General features: G+C 64.3%; 20 protein-coding genes. 6 read left to right on the forward strand and 14 right to left on the reverse strand.

Going from position 1 to position 18,684, the window contains the following annotated elements; genetic code table 11:
• Positions 1-194 precede the first annotated feature (194 nt).
• Genes ASD76_RS02080 through ASD76_RS02090 form a run of 3 tightly spaced genes read left to right on the forward strand, consistent with a single transcriptional unit; the run spans position 195 to position 3,057 of the window.
• Positions 195-1,499 (forward strand): serine hydrolase domain-containing protein, encoded by a 1,305-nt coding sequence (locus ASD76_RS02080; protein ID WP_055917793.1) that lies wholly within the window; start codon positions 195-197, stop codon positions 1,497-1,499.
• Positions 1,496-2,374: an NAD(+) diphosphatase gene (gene nudC, locus ASD76_RS02085; RefSeq protein WP_055917796.1), complete on the forward strand. Its 879-nt coding sequence runs from the start codon at positions 1,496-1,498 to the stop codon at positions 2,372-2,374. The genes ASD76_RS02080 and nudC overlap by 4 nt, the downstream gene beginning before the upstream one ends.
• The gene (locus tag ASD76_RS02090) at positions 2,371-3,057 is read left to right on the forward strand and encodes a DsbA family oxidoreductase (RefSeq protein ID WP_055917798.1); all 687 of its coding nucleotides are present in this window, start codon (positions 2,371-2,373) and stop codon (positions 3,055-3,057) included. The genes nudC and ASD76_RS02090 overlap by 4 nt, the downstream gene beginning before the upstream one ends.
• Positions 3,058-3,538: 481 nt before the next feature.
• On the opposite strand, the gene ASD76_RS02095 is transcribed toward ASD76_RS02090, so the two are convergent.
• Positions 3,539-3,952, reverse strand: a complete 414-nt coding sequence (locus ASD76_RS02095) for a winged helix-turn-helix transcriptional regulator (RefSeq protein WP_235506466.1) — start codon at positions 3,950-3,952, stop codon at positions 3,539-3,541.
• Between the two features lie 103 nt (positions 3,953-4,055).
• On the opposite strand from ASD76_RS02095, the gene ASD76_RS02100 reads away from it, so the two are divergent.
• A complete protein-coding gene (locus tag ASD76_RS02100) occupies positions 4,056-4,454 on the forward strand; it encodes a nuclear transport factor 2 family protein (protein ID WP_055917803.1) in 399 nt (132 codons plus the stop codon).
• 41 nt (positions 4,455-4,495) lie between these two features.
• On the opposite strand, the gene ASD76_RS02105 is transcribed toward ASD76_RS02100, so the two are convergent.
• From ASD76_RS02105 to mgtE, 3 genes are all read right to left on the reverse strand, one after another.
• Entirely contained in the window at positions 4,496-6,313 is a 1,818-nt protein-coding gene (locus ASD76_RS02105; RefSeq protein ID WP_162249630.1) for a methyl-accepting chemotaxis protein, read from the reverse strand.
• 96 nt (positions 6,314-6,409) lie between these two features.
• Positions 6,410-6,802, reverse strand: coding sequence for a DUF1489 family protein (locus tag ASD76_RS02110; protein ID WP_055917809.1), 393 nt, complete (start codon positions 6,800-6,802; stop codon positions 6,410-6,412).
• A 6-nt stretch (positions 6,803-6,808) separates the two neighbouring features.
• Entirely contained in the window at positions 6,809-8,254 is a 1,446-nt protein-coding gene (mgtE, locus tag ASD76_RS02115) for a magnesium transporter (RefSeq protein ID WP_055917812.1), read from the reverse strand.
• A 98-nt stretch (positions 8,255-8,352) separates the two neighbouring features.
• Between mgtE and ASD76_RS02120 the strand changes: the two genes are divergently transcribed.
• Positions 8,353-8,817 carry a peptidylprolyl isomerase gene (locus ASD76_RS02120; RefSeq protein WP_055917815.1) on the forward strand — a complete coding sequence of 155 codons (465 nt, stop codon included), beginning with the start codon at positions 8,353-8,355 and terminating at the stop codon, positions 8,815-8,817.
• Positions 8,818-8,826: 9 nt separating this feature from the next.
• Here the strand turns inward: ASD76_RS02120 and ASD76_RS02125 are convergent, their stop codons facing one another.
• From ASD76_RS02125 to ASD76_RS02155, 7 genes are all read right to left on the reverse strand, one after another.
• Complete coding sequence (locus ASD76_RS02125; RefSeq protein ID WP_055917818.1) at positions 8,827-9,789, reverse strand: hypothetical protein; 963 nt, start codon at positions 9,787-9,789, stop codon at positions 8,827-8,829.
• 121 nt (positions 9,790-9,910) lie between these two features.
• A complete protein-coding gene (locus ASD76_RS17790) occupies positions 9,911-10,900 on the reverse strand; it encodes a nuclear transport factor 2 family protein (RefSeq protein WP_082553559.1) in 990 nt (329 codons plus the stop codon).
• A gap of 57 nt (positions 10,901-10,957) precedes the next feature.
• Positions 10,958-11,836, reverse strand: coding sequence for a LysR family transcriptional regulator (locus ASD76_RS02135; protein WP_082553560.1), 879 nt, complete (start codon positions 11,834-11,836; stop codon positions 10,958-10,960).
• Positions 11,837-11,931: 95 nt separating this feature from the next.
• Positions 11,932-12,861, reverse strand: a complete 930-nt coding sequence (locus tag ASD76_RS02140; protein WP_055922818.1) for a hemolysin family protein — start codon at positions 12,859-12,861, stop codon at positions 11,932-11,934.
• Entirely contained in the window at positions 12,851-13,372 is a 522-nt protein-coding gene (ybeY, locus tag ASD76_RS02145; RefSeq protein ID WP_055917821.1) for an rRNA maturation RNase YbeY, read from the reverse strand. The genes ASD76_RS02140 and ybeY overlap by 11 nt, the downstream gene beginning before the upstream one ends.
• Positions 13,372-14,184 carry a nucleotidyltransferase family protein gene (locus tag ASD76_RS02150; protein WP_055917824.1) on the reverse strand — a complete coding sequence of 271 codons (813 nt, stop codon included), beginning with the start codon at positions 14,182-14,184 and terminating at the stop codon, positions 13,372-13,374. Before ASD76_RS02150 ends, ybeY begins: the two co-directional genes overlap by 1 nt.
• Positions 14,185-14,223: 39 nt before the next feature.
• Positions 14,224-15,258: a PhoH family protein gene (locus tag ASD76_RS02155; RefSeq protein WP_055917827.1), complete on the reverse strand. Its 1,035-nt coding sequence runs from the start codon at positions 15,256-15,258 to the stop codon at positions 14,224-14,226.
• 166 nt (positions 15,259-15,424) lie between these two features.
• Here ASD76_RS02155 and ASD76_RS02160 point away from each other — a divergent pair, with 166 nt between their 5' ends.
• Positions 15,425-16,171, forward strand: coding sequence for an SDR family NAD(P)-dependent oxidoreductase (locus ASD76_RS02160; protein ID WP_055917830.1), 747 nt, complete (start codon positions 15,425-15,427; stop codon positions 16,169-16,171).
• Positions 16,172-16,175: 4 nt separating this feature from the next.
• On the opposite strand, the gene miaB is transcribed toward ASD76_RS02160, so the two are convergent.
• Genes miaB through ASD76_RS02175 form a run of 3 tightly spaced genes read right to left on the reverse strand, consistent with a single transcriptional unit; the run spans position 16,176 to position 18,678 of the window.
• Positions 16,176-17,507, reverse strand: coding sequence for a tRNA (N6-isopentenyl adenosine(37)-C2)-methylthiotransferase MiaB (gene miaB, locus ASD76_RS02165; protein ID WP_055917833.1), 1,332 nt, complete (start codon positions 17,505-17,507; stop codon positions 16,176-16,178).
• Between the two features lie 11 nt (positions 17,508-17,518).
• Positions 17,519-18,259 (reverse strand): lysophospholipid acyltransferase family protein, encoded by a 741-nt coding sequence (locus ASD76_RS02170; RefSeq protein ID WP_082553561.1) that lies wholly within the window; start codon positions 18,257-18,259, stop codon positions 17,519-17,521.
• The gene (locus ASD76_RS02175; protein WP_055917836.1) at positions 18,256-18,678 is read right to left on the reverse strand and encodes a Fur family transcriptional regulator; all 423 of its coding nucleotides are present in this window, start codon (positions 18,676-18,678) and stop codon (positions 18,256-18,258) included. The genes ASD76_RS02170 and ASD76_RS02175 overlap by 4 nt, the downstream gene beginning before the upstream one ends.
• Between the last annotated feature and the right edge of the window lie 6 nt (positions 18,679-18,684).

The raw sequence follows: 18,684 nt of genomic DNA on the forward strand, positions 1-18,684 counted from the left end.
ATTCAAGAGGCTCGTGAGGAATAGAACTTTCCTCCTCACCCCATTTCGGCGCAGGGTCGGGGTGATGGTCGAATCTTCCATTCATCTCCGGTCCAATCGATCGGCGGCAGGTTGCGGAAAACGGGGCGAAAACGGCCAAGGTGACGCCTTCCGAACGGCGCCACTCCGTCACCCTCTGGGGAGGAAACTGAGCGATGCAGGAGCTTCTAAGGGACATCGAACTCACTCGCCGGCAATGCCTCGGCGGCGCGGCAATGCTGGGGGCGGGGGCCTTGCTGCCAGCACTCCCGGCCTTCGCGCAGAGCCCGGCCGCCTGGCCCAATGTAACCCGCCTGATCTCCAGCTACGTCGATAGCCGCAAGGTCGCCAACATGGTGGTGACGCTCGGCTTCGGGCAGGACGATCCGATGGTGATTGCGGCTGGGGTCGACAGCTTCACCGCTCCGCGCCAGTCGGACGGGCGCAGCATTTACCGCATCTATTCGATGACCAAGCCGGTCACCGGCATGGCGGCTATTTCGCTGATCGACGAGGGCAAGCTCGGCCTCGACCAGCCGCTGTACGAAATCCTGCCCAAGTACCGAAACATGCAGGTGCAGAAGGTCTACGATGGGCCGATCACGCCGGACAATCTCGAACCGGCGGTCCGACCGATCACGATCCGCCAGATGCTGACCCACACGGCTGGCATCGGCTATGGCATCGTCCAGCAAGGCCCGATCGCGGCGGCCTTCCGGGAGAACGGGATCGTGCCCGGCATGGTCACCCGGCTCCAAGCGCTGCCGATCTTTCGCGGCACGCCGGTGCAGGGGCTCGACGTCTTTGCCGACCGGCTGGCGGAAATGCCGCTGGTCTATCAGCCCGGCACGCGGTGGAGCTATTCGATGGGGCTCGACCTGATGGGCCGGGTGATCGAGGTCGTGTCGGGCCAGCCGTTCGACCGCTTCCTGCAGGAGAGGTTCTTCGATCCGCTGGCGATGGGTGACACCGGCTTCCAGGTGCCGCGCGAGAACGCGGACCGGATGACGACGAGCTACTTCCTGCTCAACGGTACCCTGCTGCCGATCGATCTAGGGAACAACTCGATCTACTTCGACAAGCCGCCGTTCCCCTTTGGCGGAGCGGGGCTGGCGAGCACGCCGCTCGATTACGACAAGTTCCTCAAGATGTTGGTCGGTTTCGGCGAGACCGGCGGACGGCGCGTAATGAGCGAGCAGGCAGTGCGCCTCGGCACCTCGAACATCCTGCCCAATACGATTTCGCCGGAGGACACCTTCACCAAGACCTGGGACTTCGGTGCCGGGGCTCGTGTGGGGCGGGGCGACGAGGCTGGCGTCTACGGCTGGGCCGGAGCCGCGGGGACGATCGGCTTCGTCCACTTGCCGCTCGGCCTGCGCGCCGGGCTGTTCACCCAATACATGCCGCAGATGGAGTATCCCTTGCTCGAAGAATTCCCCGCCGCCATCCGCGCCGATCTAGCGGCGATGGGCAGGGCATGAACCCCATTGCGTTTGCCGGCCAGCCGCTCGACCGGGCTGACCATCTGCGAACAGATCCGGAGAAGCTCGCGGCGCTGCTGAAGGGCGATGCTCTGCTGCTCAAGCTCGAAGGCCTCCTGCCCGAACTGGCCGAAGACGGCGGCTTGGCGTGGGTGCCGGTAGCCGAAGCGCCGGAAGACGCCGAACTCGTGTTCCTTGGTCTGCGCGAGGGGCAGGCGCTGTTCGCCGCTGTTCCAACCGAGGGTGATCCCGATCCGGCCTATGCGCACCGCAAGACCCGGGGTGCGATTGCGCAGTTGAGCGCGGACGACCTGGCGATCTTCGGCACGGCTCGCAGCGTGCTCGACTGGCACGCACGGCACCGCTTCTGCGCCCGCTGCGGGCAACCGACGCACCTCGCTAAGGGCGGCTGGCAGCGCGACTGCGGCTCCTGCTCCGCGCAGCATTTTCCGCGTGTCGATCCGGTGGCGATCATGCTGGTCGAGTGCGAGGGCAAGCTCCTGCTCGGCCGCCAATCGCGCTTTCCGCCGCGCAGCTATTCGGCGCTCGCCGGGTTCGTCGAGCCGGGCGAGACCATCGAAGAAGCCGTGGCGCGTGAAGTATTCGAAGAGGCCGGGGTGCGGGTGCGTGACGTGCGCTACATCGCCAGCCAGCCGTGGCCGTTCCCTTCGCAGCTGATGATCGGTTGCATTGGTGAGGCAGACAGCCTTGAACTCGCGATCGACAAGACCGAGATCGAGGATGCAAACTGGTTCACGAGATCTGACGTGGCCGAAGCGATTGCCAAGGGGCCGGAGAGCCAGGGCTTCATTCCACCGCCACGCCAGGCAATCGCCCATCACATGCTGCAATGGTGGCTGGAGCAAACCGCATGACCGACAAACCCAAGATCGCCGTCGACATCTGGTCCGATGTCATGTGTCCCTGGTGCGCGATCGGCTACACGCAATTCGCCAAATCGGTTAGTGAAGTGGCTGGAGAGATCGACGTCGCCATTCGCTGGATGCCGTTCGAACTCAATCCTGATGCGCCCGTGGAAGGGAAGGACCAGGCCCGGCACTTGGCGGAAGTCTACAGCCGCACGCCGGAAGAGATTGCCGCCATGCGCAGCCAGATGCAGGAGACCGCTGAGCGTGCGGGTTTCCCCATGGCCTACACCGGCGAGGGTGACGCGCCGCCGCAGATGATCTGGAACACCTTCGAGGCGCACAAGCTGCTGCGCTGGGCGCTGGCGGACCAGGGAACTGAGGCGCAGACCCGGCTTGAGGTGGCCCTATTCAAGGCGCATTTTCAGCAGCGCCGCAACGTGAGTGACCGGGAGGTCCTGCTCGACATCGCCGCGGCTGAGGGCTTCGATCGGGCCAAAGCTGCTGCCGCGCTGGATGATGAGGCGCTCGGCATTGCCACGCGCTACGAAGAAGAGCGTGGGCGGCAGGCGGGGATCAACTCGGTTCCGAGCTTTGTCGTCAACGGCAAGTACCTGATCCTCGGCGCGCGCGAGCAGGCGGACTTTTCCAAGATGCTGCGGCAGGTGGCGGGGTTGGTGCAGGCTGCTTAGCGCTTGACTTAAATAACCAGATCGGTTATATGCTCCGCCGTCAGTTGACACCTGACAAGCGACGGGTGCGGGGGCGGTAGCGCTTCGCTTTCACTCCCGCAGCTAAGGCCGGCGCCCTTCGACATCGTCAGAGGGTGTCCGTAGGATACGAGGATGACAACCACTGGCGGGACCTGCGAGTTTTGGTCGCAGCCCTCGCCGCCGTTCGCATTCCATGCTCGCGCAAGGCAATCCTGTGACGCCCAGGACGCGCCGGCCTTTGCCCGTCCGCGACATTTCCTTCTGGCGTTAGGCCCGCATTCGCCAGCGGGTGTTTTTGCATGTCTGGAGTTCAAGATCCTCCCCAGCATGGGGAGGGGGACCATGCGCAGCATGGTGGAGGGGCAGGTTCGGCTCAACGCTCCCTCGAAAGCTCAGAGCAACCCGAGGGTGCCCCTCCACCAACCTTCGGTTGGTCCCCCTCCCCGGGCCGGGGAGGACTTTAGCCCGACAGCACCGCAGGCCCACCAAGCGTTCGGTCTTCGGCATCGAACTGTTCCTGGCAGAGCAAGACTTGCTCGACATGCTGTTCGGACCACTGGCGCAGTTGATCGACAATCTGGCCCAGCGATTGGCCGAGCGGGGTCAGGGAATAATCGACCCGTGGCGGCACGCTCGGAAACACCTCCCGATGAACCAGGCCGTCGCGTTCGAGGGCGCGCAGGGTTTGCGTCAACATCTTCTGCGAGATGCCCTCGATATCGCGCCGCAGTTCGCCGGACCGGCGGCCCCGTTCGAGCAGGCACCCCACGATCAGTACCGCCCATTTGTCGGAGATGCAGTTGAGCACCTGCCTTGTCGGGCAAGTCGCTTGATAGACGTTCCAGCGAACGTTTTGCAGATCGGCCTTCGTCACTTTCAGGTCCCTAAGGCACCACTTGGTGCCGTCTTGTGAGCCTTGGTTGCCGAAATTACCTCAGAACCTGTGCTTGAAACTATCAAAATACAGGACCTATGAAATGAGTAATGAAAACATCAAGATCGTTCGCAATTACTTCGACGCAATCGCCAGCGGTGATCTGGCGAAACTCCCCGAACTGCTGAGCGAAACGCTGGTTTGGCACCAGCCAGGTTCCAGCGATCTTTCCGGCACCTACAACAGCCGCGATGCCGTGTTCGGACTGCTCGGCAAATTCATGGAACGCAGCCAAGGCACGTTCAAGTTCGACAGCATTGGCAACATTCTCGGTAACGGCAATCATGTGGCCGTAACGCTGCAGTTCTCGGCCACGGCCGCCGGAAAGGCCATGTCAATGGCAGGCATCGACGTGTTGCGTATCGAGAACGGCAAGATCCAGGAAGTCTGGTTGTTCTCCGACGATCAGGCCGCCGAGGACGCGTTCTGGTCTGTCGGCTAACGAGCACGCCTCCGATCTGACGATTGCCGCCAAAATCGCCGTCAGGCTGCCCGGATATAGCCGAGAAAATCGTCGACCTGCCCGCGCAGCACTTCGGCCTGGCGATGGAGGTCGCTCGCGGCATCGAGCACTTGCGCTGATGCCGCTCCGGTCGAGTCCGCCGTCTCGCTGACCTGGCCCATGTTGTAGCCGACCTGGTCCGCGCCGTTCGCGGCGCGGGCGAGATTGTTGGCCAGTTCCTTGCTCGCCATCATCTGCTCGTCGACCGATTGCGCGATTGCCACGGCGCTGCCCTCGAGCATGTGAACCTGTTCGGCGATCTGACGCAGCGCGGCGATGCTTTCGCCGGTCGCGTTCTGGATCGCCTGGATGCGGTCCGCCACGTCGCCAGTCGCATCGCTGGTTTGTCGGGCGAGAGCTTTCACCTCGCCCGCCACCACCGCAAAGCCGCGCCCGGCCTCGCCGCTGCGTGCTGCTTCGATCGAGGCGTTGAGGGCGAGGAGCGAGGTTCGCTGGGCGATCCCGTCGATCATGCCAACGATGGTCTCGATCTCGCTCGTAGAGGTCGCCAAGGCGGCGATGATCGCGTCCGCGCCCTGGACGATCCGCCGCGCGTCCTGCGCCCTTTCGGCGGAACTGGCCGCCTGCTGGCTGATCTCGCCGATCGACGCCGCGAACTGGTCGCTCACCGCGGCCGCGGCCGTCATGCTGCCGGTCGACTGCTGGATCGAGCGGGAAACGTCCCCGGTAACTTGCGCCGCCTGGTTGGCCGTGGCGACCATCGAGCTGGCGGTCAATTCCAGTTGCTGCGAAGCCGTGGCGACCCCGCTAACGACGTCTCCGACCGTATGTTCGAACTGCGAAGCGACCTCGTGCATCAGCCGAACCCTGCGATCGCGTTCGACTTCCTGCCGCACCAGCTCCTCGCGTGCGGATTGAGCAGCCTCTTCCTGCAAGGCGGCCAGGTCCTGCGCACTCTTGCGGAACACGGCGAGAGCGCGGGCCATTTCGCCGATCTCGTCTTCGCGCGCGGTGCCGGGCACGGCCACGCTGCGGTCGCCCTTGGCCAGTGCGCTCATGGCGCCGGTGATCTCGCGGATCGAGTGCGAGGTCGTTCGGGTGACGAAGCGAGCGCCCGCCACCGTGATCGCGATGCCGACGACCAGAAGCGCGACTACGGCGATGGCCAATTGCCAGCCCAGGCTGGAAACATCAGCCGCCGTGGTCTCCGAAGCTCCGGCCAGCCGTTTTTCGACTGGGCGTGCCTGCTCGGCCAGTTGTTCGCCGCTGACGTCGATGGCCTTGGCGAGGGCATTGCCACTTGCCGAAGGACCATAGCGGCTGACCGAATTCTTCAGCGCGCCGAGTTCGTTTTCGAAGCCATCGACCTGGTAGCGAAGCCACTCCATCGCCTCGACCGCCTGGCCATCGGTATTGAGCGACCTCTCGCGCGCCAGCTCCAGACGTTCCTTGGCCCGTGCCAGGGTTTGGCGAGCGCGCTCGATCTCGCCGGGCTCGCCCGTCGCGGCGTAGCGCGATGCGTAGTAGCGGCTGTCGGCGATGCTCGAGGTCAGTTCGGCTGAGGCAAGGGCCGCTTCGTTCAGGACGCGTGCCCGCCCGGTGCTGGCAGCAAGGACAAACATGGCCAGGCCGACAATCAGGCCAAGGATCACCAGCAGCGCGGTCATGCCCGCCGCGGCCAACCCGATACGGGCCGCGAGCGACTTGCGTGCATCGCGCCAAGGCCGTGCCAGGCGATCCTTCAACGTGGCGAGCAGGGCATCTCGTGGGGAGAGCACGACTACGCCGTGCAGGCGCGTAGATGCGGCGCCCGTCTGCGCCGGAACCATCTCGCTCATCATTGACCCCCGGCGTTTGCGTCCCGTAACTATCGGTCGCGCTGGCAGAGGATTGTTACAGGCCCGTGGCAAATGGTTGCGCGGAAATTAACCTCTTCAGGCCAGCCCCAGTTTGCTCAGCTCGCGCACCAACCGGCCGGGCATCGCATCGCTGGCGATTTCGCCCTCGGCCAGATCTTCGGGCGCGTTCTTTTCTTCGAGGTAACGCCAGCCCTGGTGCGCGCGCTTGGCGCGGGGGTGGACCAGGATCAGCTTCGGGGCGAGGCGGATGGTCCAGCGCGCGTCGGGGCGCTGCTCGAAGCCGAGGATCTCGCTGCGGGCGACGATGGCGTGCTCGATGATCCAGTAGAGCGAGCCGCCGATCATCTCTTCATGCCGCTTGGGCAGGTAGCGCGTGGTCATCAGCGCTTCGGGCCCGGCTTCGACCCATTGCCGGAGGTTCTCGATGCTGCCCGAGCGATAGGCGATCTTGGTCATGCTCAGCGGCATGGCAAATCAGCCGACCAGCCCGGTCGCTACCGCCAGGCCGAGGAAGACGAGGAAGCCCATCGAATCCGTCGTCATGGTCACGAAGATGGAGGAGGCAATGGCCGGGTCGGCGCGGAAGCGCTCGATGGTCAGCGGTACGACCACGCCGGCCATCCCGGCGATGAGAATGTTGGCCATCATGGCCAGGCCGATCACCAGGCCGAGGTGCCAGGCGATCCCAGCCGGGAGCCCAAGGCTCCAGTCGGCGAAGAGAATGCTGACCGCCGTGCCGGTCACGAGGGCAAGGCTGACCCCGTTGAGCAGAGCTATCGAAAGCTCGCGCCTCACCGCGCGCCAGCTGTTGCTGGAAGTTAGCTGGTTGGTCGCCAGCGCGCGCACTGTCACGGCCAGGGTCTGCGTCCCGGCGTTGCCGCCGATCCCGGCGACGATCGGCATCAGCACGGCGAGCGTGATGAGTTGCGCGAGGACTCCCTCGAAGCGGTAGATCACGAACGAAGCGAGCGAGGCGGTGATGAGATTCGCCATCAGCCAGCGCACGCGCGCCAGATAGGATTCGCGGATCGGCTCGTTGATGTCGCCTTCGCCCGCGCCGGACAGAAGCATGACGTCCTCGTCGGCTTCTTCCTGAATGATGTGCACCACGTCATCGACGGTGATCTGGCCGACCAGCCGGCCGTCCTCGTCCACCACGGCGGCGCTGATCAGGGCGTACTTCTGGAACCGTAGCGCGACTTCTTCCTGATCCATCGTCACTGGGATCAGCGTCTGGTCGCGCTTCATCACGTCGGCCAACGGAATCTGCCGCGGCGTGCGCAGGATCCAGCTGAGTTGGCAGGTGCCGACCGGCTTGTGGGTGTGGTCGACGATGAAGACTTCCCAGAATTCGGTGGGCAGCTCTTCATGCTCGCGCAAGTAATCGATCAGGTCGCCGACGGTGAGGTGCTCGGGCACCGCCACCAGCTCGCGCTGCATCAGGCGGCCGGCGGACTCTTCCGGATAGGACAGCGCGCTTTCGATCGCCGCGCGGTCTTCCGGCTCCATCTCGGCGAGAATGGCGCGCTGATCTTCGGGCTCGAGGTCCTCGATCAGCTGGACGGCGTCATCGGTGTCGAGCTGTTCGGCGATCTCGGCGACGGCAGCGGCGGGCAGCGCCTCCATCATGTCGTCGCGGACGTAATCGTTGAGCTCGGCGATGACTTCGCCGGTCAGGAGGTCGGTGATCGCGGCGGCAAGGCGGCGGCGCTGGTCGCGTTCGAGCAGTTCGAACAAGTCGGCGATGTCGGCCGGGTGGAGCGGCTCCACCAGTTCGTAAGCGCGGCCCTCGTCACCCTGGTCGAGCGCGTCGATGACATTGTTGACGAACTGGGGCTTCAACCGGTTCTCTTCATCGAGCTCGGCACCGTCATCGCGCGGTGCCTCCTGTTCAAGCTCGGTGAGATCGTGTTCGGCCATGATTCGGCCCTATTCTCGTAGGGCGCAAAAGCAAAGCGGGCGGGTGACATCCTTGGCTATAAGACTATATCCCGCCCACAACTTTCAGGAGATACCCAATGGCGGACGAAAAGCTGACCTTCACCCTCGATACGGGCGATGGAGAGGCCAGAGATGTGGTGATCAAGCTGCGGTCGGACCTCGCGCCCGGCCATGTCGAGCGCATCACCGAGCTCGCGAAGGAAGGCTTTTACGACGGCGTGGTGTTCCACCGCGTGATCCCGGGCTTCATGGCCCAGGGCGGCGACCCGACCGGCACCGGCATGGGCGGTTCCGACCGGCCCGACATCAAGGCCGAATTCAACTCGGAGCCGCACGTGCGTGGCACTTGCTCGATGGCCCGCACCCAGGTGCCCGATAGCGCCAACAGCCAGTTCTTCATCTGCTTCGACGACGCTCGCTTCCTCGACAAGCAGTACACCGTATGGGGCCAGGTCGAGAGCGGCATGGAACACATCGACGCGCTGCCCAAGGGCGAACCGCCGCGGCAGCCGGGCAAGATCGTCAAGGCGACCGTTAGCTGAGCGAGCTGCTCAGACCCCGATAATCGGACGCAGGGTATCCGTCACCGGCAGGTGATAGGGCCACTCGGTGTTCGTATGATGCCACGCCATCGGGACGGGTACGTCCGTCTCGATGGCATTGGGGAAATTGATGGAGTTGAGCTCGCCGAAATTGTCGAGCTCACCCATGACGTCGATGATCCGCTCGAATCCTCGCGGCATCTCGACCTTGGCGCTGATAGTGACGATGTTGGTGGCGTGGCGCACTTCACCAAAGATCGCGGGCTCGTCCGCCTCTAGCGCATAGAGCGCTTCGGAGAGGACGAGGTTGCCTTTCGAGTGGCCGATCAGCCAGCGGAACCGGGTTGGCCCTGACAACAGATGGAGCACGGTGCGCACGTCCTCGCTGAGGCGGGCGAGGCTCATCGGGTTATTCAGGATAGTGCCCATCGTCGGGCTCACCGCTGGGTCAGGATCGCGGGCAAGACGCAAGTCGTCCATCCACTCGAACAGATGCCTGGCAGAGTTGAGCGCTCGGAATAGGAACCAGCCGCCCATTGCTTCCGAGACGAGGTCGGCAAGTCCATATCCGGACACGACCGCCAGCACCGGCTCCCCGGCGGCGTTGGCGACATCGCGGGCAAAGGCCGCAGTGCCGAGCGCTGAGCTGCCAACGCCGGCCACCACGAGCGCGGCATAATTACCCGCACGGTTTCCATAGGCTTCGCGGCCGCGCCAAACCTCGATCGAGGGAGTGGCGCTAGGGCTGACCTCAAGGATCGCACCCTCAGCCGCATAGCGCAGAGCCAGGCCATGCGCCTCGTCATGGGTGAGGTTCCCGAGATTGTAGAAGAACGCGTCGAGCGCGGCGTTCCTTTCTCGGGGCGGTTCGAGGAATAACTCCAGAGCCGGCGCAGGAGCCGCGAGTTGGAGTGGCAGTGTCGAAGTGCGGACCGTCTGAGCGGTTCCGAGATTGGCCAGCGAATCGAACATGGGGGGGGCCTCCGTTCGCGTACCGGCCGAATCTACAGCAAGGTGAGGCGACGACGAAGGGGCGCCGAACGAAAAAGGGGCGCCTCACGGCGCCCCTCGATCCTCGGTCAGCCTGCGAGGCTTATTCCTGCTCGCGCGTCGGAGCGACGTTGCGGTACTTGATGTACCACTTGCCATCGACCTTCACGAGATCGTCCACGCCCTGACCGGCCGCAGCCATCACCGGAGCCGTGGGGCTGCCGATGGCGCCACCGGTACCGAACACGGTCTGGTGGTAGTAGTGATAGCGGGCAGTCGTGGGCCCGGTGAACTCGAGCCACTGGTTCATTGTGAAGTGATGCATCTTGCCGATGGTCGCGCCTTCCGCCCGGCGCTTGTCCTGGCCGGCGACGAGGTCGGTGATCATCTTGCGCAGGGCGTCGTGACCCTTGACCTGTCCGAACGCGCCGTCCGGCGTGAAATTGGCGGCATAGGCTTCGGCATCATAGTGATCGAGCGAGCGGTCATAGCGCCACATCAGGGCATTGATGGCGGCGCGGTCCTCTTCGGTTCCGGTATGCGTGGCAGGCGCTGCGGCCTGGGGCGCGGGGCCCGTCGGCAGGGTTGCCGGATCCCAATGCTCGTCGGCTTTGCCGTCGACGAAACGCCAAGTGTCGAACCAGGTGGTGGTGTAGCTCTGGCTCGGGTCATCGGCGTAAGGGACGATGCGCTTGGTGAGGATGGTCACGTAGTCACCCTCGGCCGTCACCGCGACCACCGCATTGGGATCGTTGGCGCTGAGCGCGGGGCAGGGCACGGTCGGCGTGCGCTTGGCGACGTTGAGGAAGTAGTCCTGCACGCCCTTGAGGCCCGAGGCGGCGACCGGGTTATGCTGGATGTAGCGATCGGTCAGCCATTCCCCGGCGCGGGCCCACTCGTTGCACTTGAGCAGTTCGCGCTGGATGCGCAGCGCGGTCTGCTTGTTGCGGTGGAGCTTGCGGTCGGAACTGGTGAACAGCGATTCCGGGTTGGGATGGCCAACGACAGGATCGCTCAGCGCGCGCATCTGGGCCTGACCGGTGGCGGGGCTGAGCGCCAACGCGGCGGCCAGCAAGGCGAATTTCAGTTTCACGGGGCTTTCCTCTCCTGAACCTACCGGCGCTTCTGGCCGGTGAATGGCGGCGGTATCCTACAATCCTGCTTCCACGAGCCAATCGTGAAAAAGGCGCACGGGCCGGCTGTCGAGATCGACGGGCCGGCAGACGAACCAGTAGCTGTAGGGACTGTCGATGCGGACGTCGTACAGCTTGGCAAGACGGGGGTCGTTGTTCCGCTTGAGGTGATCGTCGTGCATCACTGCGATGCCGAGACCCTGGGCCGCGGCCTCGAGGATCAGCTGGCCGGAATCGTAGTGGTCGATCGCCTGCGGCTGCAGTGCTTGAAAGCCGAGCGCGGATTTCCACGCGTCGAAGCTGAGCGGCATGTCGGTGTGGATCAGGAAAGTCTGCTTGCTCAGCGCCTTGATATCGGGTGCGGGGCCCAGCTCATCGGCCACGGTGCGGCTGCAGATGGCGTGGACGGTGTTCTGGTCCAGCTGCACCGAATGAAACCCCGGACCCGGATCGGTCGTCAGCAGGATCGCCGCGTCGAGCGTATCGCCGACACGGTCGATCAGATGCGGGCCGGTGTCGATGTCGATGTGCAGACGCGGATGGAGCCCACGGAGCTCGGGCAGCCGCGGGAACAGCCGCTGCGTGCCGAACAGCGGAAGCACGCCGAGACGCAGGCGCAGCAGCTGCAGGTTTTCCGATTGCGCCTGCACGGCCACCGCGAGCGCTTCGAGGTGCGGGGCGACGTTGTCGTAGAACTGCCGGCCTTCGTCAGTCAGGCGCATGGTCTGGCCCGTGCGGGAGAACAGCTTGCGGCCGGTGAACTCTTCGAGGTTGCCGATGCGGCGCGAGAGCGCCGACGGGCTCAGGCCAAGCTCATTGGCCGCCGCCCGCGCGGAACCGAGGCGGACCACGCGCACAAACGCTTCAAGCGCGCGAAGAGGGGGCAGGCGGCGCATCAGTCCTTCTGTTCAGAAAAATGCAACTCGTGTCGAGCCGATTTGAAAGCAAGTTGAGGAAAAAGCTGAACTGCAAGGCCAATTACTTTGGCGTATCATTCGTCCACTTCCGCTTCGGCCTCGTCAGGTTGATGTAAACGCAACCGAGTGACGTGGGTCTCGTCGCCTCCGGTCACTTCGATGCACCAACCGCTGGGGTGGCGCAGCACGGCCCCCACTTCGGGCACCTGCTCCGCGAGAATGGTCGCGAGGCCGCCGAGCGTATCGACGGCTTCGTCGACCTCGGCAATACGCGGATCCCCTATGGTGCGGGCGACATCGTCGAGCTCGGCGCGGGCATCGACATCCCACATGCCTTCGCCGATCGGCACCACCAGTTCGATCGGAGCTTCGTCATGCTCGTCTTCGATATTGCCGACGATCTCCTCGACCAGGTCCTCGATAGTGATGATCCCGTCGGTGCCGGAGAACTCGTCCACCACGATCGCCAGGTGGATGCGGCGAGAACGCATGTCCGCCAGCACATCGAGCGCCCCGCGCGCCTGCGGCACGTAGAGCGGCTGGCGCATTAGCGTGGTCCAGTCGGAAGGCGGAGGCGTGCCGTTGGCGAGGAACGGAAACACGTCCTTGAGGTGCATCATGCCGATTACCTGGTCGAGCGTCTCGCGGTAGACCGGCAGGCGCGAATGACCGTGTTCGGCAAACAGGCCGACCAACTCGTCCCAGGTGGCGTCCGCCGACACGGCGATGATTTCACCGCGCGGGATCGCCACGTCGTCGGCATCGTGCTCGCTGAAGTGCAACAGGTTGCGGAGCATGGTGAGTTCCACCGGCGACATGTCGCTCTTGGAAGGGCGGACGTCCCCGCCTGACTGCTCGTCTTCGTGTTCGTCGAGCGCTTCCTCGATCTGCGCCCGCAGAGAGGTTTCGCCTTCGTCGAAAAAGCTCCGGATCGCGTGCCAGAGCCCGCGTCTACTGTCCGCGTCTCCCGTACTGGATTCGCCCGGTTTGGAATTATCGGGCATCGCCCTCTTGCTTTCCTTGTTCTGTGTCGCGGTCCCCATATGGGTCAGCGATACCGCACATCGCAAGCGCCTTTATTTCCAGCGCCTCCATCGCATCGGCATCTTCCGGCGAGATTTCGTGATCGTAACCGGCGAGGTGCAGCAGGCCATGAACGATCAGGTGCGTCGCGTGAGCCTCTAGCGAAACGCCTTTTTCCGCGGCCTCGCGAGCGCATGTTTCGTGGGCGAGGGCGATGTCTCCCAGCAGTTCGGGTGGGCCCACGTGCTCCAGGTCAAGCAAGTCTTCCCGCTCGAGCATGGGGAAGGAGAGGACGTTGGTGGGCTTGTCCCGCTGGCGCCAGTCACGATTGAGTTCGTGGATTTCGCTGTCCGACGTGAACAGCAGGCTGGCCGACAAGCGTTCGTTCGCCAGTTCAGGCGCTACCGCCGCAGCCGCCTCTGCCGCACTCGAGGCCAAGGCTTCCCACCGACCTTCCGGCCAGGGTTCCTCGATGTCGATCTCAAGGTCCATCAGGCGGCGAGGTCAGGCGTGCCCTTGGCGCGCAACAGGCGCTCGGCCACGGCGTGGCTGAACTCGTTGTCGACGTCGATGGCGTGCCGTCCGTCATCGGTGATCTGGGCTACGACCTTCTTCCCGAACCGGCTGGAAACGCGGGAGAGCATGCGCTTGACGTTGAACAGGTTGAGCTGGAAGCCGATCAGGTTCAGCAGGCCGAACGCCGCGATGAAGCGCTTGGGGAACTTGAGAAACTGCCCGCCGCCACGGAAGATCTCACCCACCTTCATGGCCGAGGCGTCCTTCATCCAGAACGTGTTGCAGCCGGAGAACTCTCCGTCGCGGAACTTCCAGAAGCGCGGCTGGCCCTCTGAATGTGCGGCCAGAATGTCCTCCTTGCGGGCGAACATGGCCGCGCAATCGGCGTCTTCATGCAAGGCGTATTCGTGGAAGCCGCGCAGCGCCTCGGGGGTCATCAGCACGTTGTCGCCTGTCGTGACGAGCAGGGGGTACGTGATGTCCGTTGTCGCTGCGAACACGCTCTCGAGCAGGTTGTTCGCGGAGGTCACGACCTTCAGTCGTCCGGCGTCAAAGAAGCGGCGCGCTTCCGGTTCGTTGTCGAGCGCTTGCGGATCGTTGATCGAAACGATGATCGGCGCGGTCGGGAATGCCGCGTCGACCGCATCGAACACGTAGCCGATCAACGGCCGCCCCAGCAGCGGGACCAAGCACTTGTGTTCGATACCGTACTTGGCGGCGAGGGGATCGACTTTACCGAGTCGTTGGCCGGCGACGATCAAGACTGTGGGAACGGGCTCTTCCGCCATATCGAACTGTGCTCTGCTTCCTACGCATGAGGGAAGGGCTCAGGTGCCCTTGCCCTCGTAAGCCTCGACGATCCGACCGACCACCGGATGGCGGACCACGTCGATGACAGAGAACCGGGTGACCCCGATCCCGTCGATGCCGTTCAAACGGTTGACCGCATCGATCAGCCCGCTTTGCGCATCACCGCCCGGAATGTCGACCTGTTTCGGGTCTCCGCAGACCACCATCCGGCTATTCTGACCGAAGCGGGTGAGGAACATCTTCATCTGCTCTCGGGTGGTGTTCTGGGCTTCGTCCAGGATCACGAAGGCGTCGGCGAGCGTGCGTCCGCGCATGAACGCGATAGGCGCGATCTCGATCTCCCCGCTGGCCAGGCGCCGGTCGACCTGTTCGGGCGGCATGCAGTCGTAGAGCGCGTCGTAGAGCGGGCGGAGGTAAGGATCGACCTTCTCCTTCATATCGCCCGGCAGGAAGCCGAGGCGTTCGCCCGCCTCGACCGCGGGGCGGCTGAGGATAAGCCGCTGAACGCTGCCGGTGATCAACTGGCTGACGGCCTGGGCGACCGCGAGGTAGGTCTTGCCCGTGCCTGCCGGGCCGAGCGCGAAGATAATGTCGCGGGAGGCAAGCTGGCGCATGTAGTCCGCCTGCATCGCCGTACGCGGCACGATCGTCTTTCGCCGGGTGCGGATCATGATCGGCGGGCCTTTGGCGTCGCCGGTGATGATGCCTTCGAGGGTGGGTTCGTTGGACCGGGCGATCAGGGCTTCGATCATGCCCGAATCGAGCTCGGCCCCGGTCAGCAACCGTTCGTGCAGGACCACGAGGACTTCGCGGGCACGGGCCACGTCATCCTCCGCGCCTTCGATCACGACTTTGTTGCCGCGCGCGGCGATCAGCACTCCGAGCCGGTTTTCGATCAGGACAAGGTTGGCGTCGAATTCGCCAAACAAGGCTCCGAGCATTGCCTGTTCATCGAACAGGACTTCAACCCTTGCGCGGCGCGCTGCGTCACGCCGGTCTTCGGGATGGGCGAGCACCGAGTGTTCCCCGGCGCGAGTAGCTTTACGGGCCATGCGCTCCTTTCAGTCTGAGTCGGAAGATACTGCGCTGCAGGCCGCCCGCAAGCGGGCTTGCGAAAAGCCGTGGTGGAAAAACGCCAAACTCCGCTCTTCAGGCCGACGAACAGAACAAAACTACCTGTCGATCATTGGAGGGGGATCGGATTGGTGGAGATCGGTCATGGCTGAGGATTTTTCCGGCAAGGTTGCGATTGTCACGGGCGGTGCGTCCGGCATCGGCGCGGCGATCGTCCGTGATCTGGCCGACCGCGGCGCCAAAGTTATCGTGGCGGACTACAATCTGGCCGGCGCCGAAGAAGTGGCCAGTGAGGCAGGAGGCGGTGCCAAGGCCTTCAAGGTCGATACCTCCGCCGCGGACGAGGTCGAGGCGATGGTCAGCTACGCCGTGCAGGCCTTTGGGCGGCTCGACCTGGCGGTCAACAACGCCGGCATCGGCGGCAAGAGCGCGCCCATCGGGGACACCGAACTGAGCGAATGGCATCGGGTGATCGACGTCAATCTCCACGGTGTGTTCTACGGTTTGCGCTACGAGATTCCGGCGATGCTGAAGACGGGTGGCGGCTCCATCGTCAACATGGCCTCAATCCTTGGTGCGGTCGGTTGGCGCGGTTCGGCGGGCTATGTTGCCGCCAAGCACGCCGTCGCGGGGCTGACCAAGACCGCGGCGCTCGAATACGCGACGCAGGGCGTCCGGGTGAACGCAGTCGGGCCCGCCTTCATCGCGACGCCGCTAATCGAAAACAGCATGGACGACGAAGCGCGCAAGGCCCTCGTCGGCCTGCATCCAATCGGGCGTCTGGGAACGTCGGAAGAAGTCGCGGCCCTGACGAACTTTCTGCTGAGCGACGCTGCCAGTTTCATGACCGGGGCCTATTACCCGGTCGATGGCGGCTATCTAGCCCAGTAGCCGTTCAGGCGGCTTGGCTGGCCGCACGTTGCACGAGCACGGCGGCAAGCGAATTCGGTCCCGCCTGGATCAGGTCGACCTCGACCACGTCGCCGATGGCGGCTTCGCCTTCGAAGTGCACCGATTGCAGCCAAGGGGACTTGCCGAGCCACTGGCCGGGCTTCTTGCCCTTGCGCTCCACCAGGACCTGGCAGCGCTTGCCGATGCTGGCTTCATTGAAGGCTAGCTGGTCGCGGTTGATGGCCGCCTGCAGGCGCTGGAGACGCTCGTCCATCACTTCGCCCGGAACCTGGCCGTCCATCGTCGCAGCGGGAGTGCCGGGGCGGGGCGAGTACTTGAAACTGAACGCCTGAGCATAGCCTACCGCGTCGACCAGTCGCAGGGTCTCTTCGAATTCCGCATCGGTCTCGCCCGGAAAGCCGACGATGAAGTCGCCGCTCAAAGCCAGGTCGGGACGGGCAGCGCGGAAGCGATCAAGCAGGCGGAGATAGCTGTCGGCGGTGTGGCTGCGGTTCATGGCCTTGAGCACGCGGTCGCTGCCACTCTGCACGGGCAAGTGCAGGTATGGCATCAACTTCTCGATCTCCGCATGCGCGCGGATGAGCCCCTCGGTCACGTCGTTGGGATGGCTTGTCGTGTAGCGAATTCGCCGCAGTTCCGGGATCTTGGCGAGTTCTTTTAGCAGGCCATCGAAGCCGACCTCATCAACGGCCCAGGCATTGACGTTCTGCCCAAGCAGAGTGATCTCGCGCGCGCCATGTTCGACCAGGGTCTCCGCTTCGCGCAGCAAATCGCTGAACGGTCGGGAGATTTCTGCTCCGCGCGTGTAGGGCACGACGCAGTAGGTGCAGAACTTGTCGCACCCTTCCTGAATCGTCAGGAACGCGCTCGGTCCCACGCGCCGCCGCGCGGGGAGGGCGGCGAACTTGGCGTCAGCCGGCATGTCGGTGTCAGAGGCTCGCTTGCCCTCGACCACCTGCTCGATCATCGCGGGAAGGCGGTGATAGGCCTGCGGTCCGACCACCAGGCCGACAGCCGGCGCGCGGGCCATGATCTCTTCGCCCTCGGCCTGTGCGACACAGCCCGCGACGGCGATCATCGGCGGAGTATCACCGCCGGCTTTCACCAAGCGGCCGATGTCCGAATAGACCTTCTCGGCGGCCTTTTCGCGGATGTGGCAGGTGTTGAGCACGACGAGGTCCGCTTCCGTACCCTCGGGCGCGGCGCGCATGCCTTGCTCGGCCAGGAGTTCGGCCATGCGTTCGCCGTCGTAGACGTTCATCTGGCAGCCGAAGCTTTTGACCCTGAAGGTCTCCGGGGCGCGGGTCTGTCGCATGGGCTGGCCCCTTAAGGGATTTGCGCGGCGAGTGGAAGGCGCAAGGCCTGCGCGATGGCCTGCTGGGCCGCAGCGGTCATGGTCTTCCGGTTGGCCAGCGCCTCGCCCGATAGCGGCTCGAGGAAGCGAATGGTCAGTTCGATCCGCCCCGGGCGCGACAGGATCCGGCGCACGTTGGCCATGCCCGGCTCGTCGCCGAACCAGGAAATTTCGGCAGCGTCGGAGTAGTCGAGCGCTACCGGCTGGATCGGAACCTGGCCCGCCAGCGGCTCGACGGCCGAAAGCAGCGAACTTCGGAACGGCAGCAAGGCGGTTCCGTCGTCAGTGGTCCCTTCGGGAAAGATCACCAACGGCCGATCGGAGAGGGCGGCCCGCACCTGCTCTACCTGGCCGGCCACCGAACCTCGGCGATCGCGGGTGATGAAGACCGTATCGTTCTGATCGCACAGCCACTTGAGCCCGCCGTGTACCGCAAGTCCGCTATGGGCCACGAAGATCGCTCGGCTGGTCTTGGCGAGGGCGAGAATGTCGAGCCAGCTTATGTGGTTCGCAAGAAACAGGGCCCCCTGGCGCGGAACGCCTTCGGTGCGAATGCGCAGGCCCGCCACGCGGCCCATCAGGCCGAGGAAGATCGGAGGTACGGCGTCCCGTCTCCAGACCAGCGATACCAGCACATGGAGGGGAACGATGGTCAGGAAGACGAGCAGGATGCCCAGCCACCTGACACCGCTACGAACGAAAACCAGCCTCAATCCTCGCGGTCGATGCGGACGCCGTACAATTCCATGCGATGGTCGACGAGCCGGTAGCCGAGCTTCTCCGCGATCACTTTCTGCAGCGCTTCGAGCTCAGGATCGACGAATTCGACGACCTTCCCTGTCTCGACATCGATCAGATGGTCGTGATGCGCTTCCGGGGCGGCTTCGTAGCGTGCCCTGCCGTCACCAAAGTCATGGCGATCGAGGATGCCCGCTTCTTCGAACAGGCGCACGGTGCGGTATACGGTGGCGATGGAAATCTTCGGATCGATCGAAGACGCGCGCTCGTGAAGAGCTTCGACGTCTGGATGATCCTCAGCCTCGGAAAGAACGCGGGCGATAACGCGCCGCTGCTCGGTAATCCGGAGGCCTCTCTCAGCACACAGCGCTTCTAGATCTATCGGTTGATGCAAGGTTCG

Origin of the sequence: Altererythrobacter sp. Root672 (genome assembly GCF_001427865.1) — a bacterium.
Lineage (GTDB): Bacteria > Pseudomonadota > Alphaproteobacteria > Sphingomonadales > Sphingomonadaceae > Croceibacterium_A.

Excerpts from the sequence above, each read along its gene's own strand:
- ASD76_RS02155 (WP_055917827.1), bottom strand. The coding sequence starts at position 15,258 with ATGGCCCGTAAAGCTACTCGCGCCGGGGAACACTCGGTGCTCGCCCAT.
- ASD76_RS02100 (WP_055917803.1), top strand. The coding sequence starts at position 4,056 with ATGAGTAATGAAAACATCAAGATCGTTCGCAATTACTTCGACGCAATC.
- ASD76_RS02140 (WP_055922818.1), bottom strand. The coding sequence starts at position 12,861 with ATGCCCGATAATTCCAAACCGGGCGAATCCAGTACGGGAGACGCGGAC.
- ASD76_RS02120 (WP_055917815.1), top strand. The coding sequence starts at position 8,353 with ATGGCGGACGAAAAGCTGACCTTCACCCTCGATACGGGCGATGGAGAG.
- ASD76_RS02080 (WP_055917793.1), top strand. The coding sequence starts at position 195 with ATGCAGGAGCTTCTAAGGGACATCGAACTCACTCGCCGGCAATGCCTC.
- ASD76_RS02125 (WP_055917818.1), bottom strand. The coding sequence starts at position 9,789 with ATGTTCGATTCGCTGGCCAATCTCGGAACCGCTCAGACGGTCCGCACT.
- mgtE (WP_055917812.1), bottom strand. The coding sequence starts at position 8,254 with ATGGCCGAACACGATCTCACCGAGCTTGAACAGGAGGCACCGCGCGAT.
- nudC (WP_055917796.1), top strand. The coding sequence starts at position 1,496 with ATGAACCCCATTGCGTTTGCCGGCCAGCCGCTCGACCGGGCTGACCAT.
- ASD76_RS02110 (WP_055917809.1), bottom strand. The coding sequence starts at position 6,802 with ATGCCGCTGAGCATGACCAAGATCGCCTATCGCTCGGGCAGCATCGAG.
- ybeY (WP_055917821.1), bottom strand. The coding sequence starts at position 13,372 with ATGGACCTTGAGATCGACATCGAGGAACCCTGGCCGGAAGGTCGGTGG.
- ASD76_RS02160 (WP_055917830.1), top strand. The coding sequence starts at position 15,425 with ATGGCTGAGGATTTTTCCGGCAAGGTTGCGATTGTCACGGGCGGTGCG.
- ASD76_RS02150 (WP_055917824.1), bottom strand. The coding sequence starts at position 14,184 with ATGGCGGAAGAGCCCGTTCCCACAGTCTTGATCGTCGCCGGCCAACGA.
- miaB (WP_055917833.1), bottom strand. The coding sequence starts at position 17,507 with ATGCGACAGACCCGCGCCCCGGAGACCTTCAGGGTCAAAAGCTTCGGC.
- ASD76_RS02135 (WP_082553560.1), bottom strand. The coding sequence starts at position 11,836 with ATGCGCCGCCTGCCCCCTCTTCGCGCGCTTGAAGCGTTTGTGCGCGTG.
- ASD76_RS02090 (WP_055917798.1), top strand. The coding sequence starts at position 2,371 with ATGACCGACAAACCCAAGATCGCCGTCGACATCTGGTCCGATGTCATG.
- ASD76_RS02105 (WP_162249630.1), bottom strand. The coding sequence starts at position 6,313 with ATGAGCGAGATGGTTCCGGCGCAGACGGGCGCCGCATCTACGCGCCTG.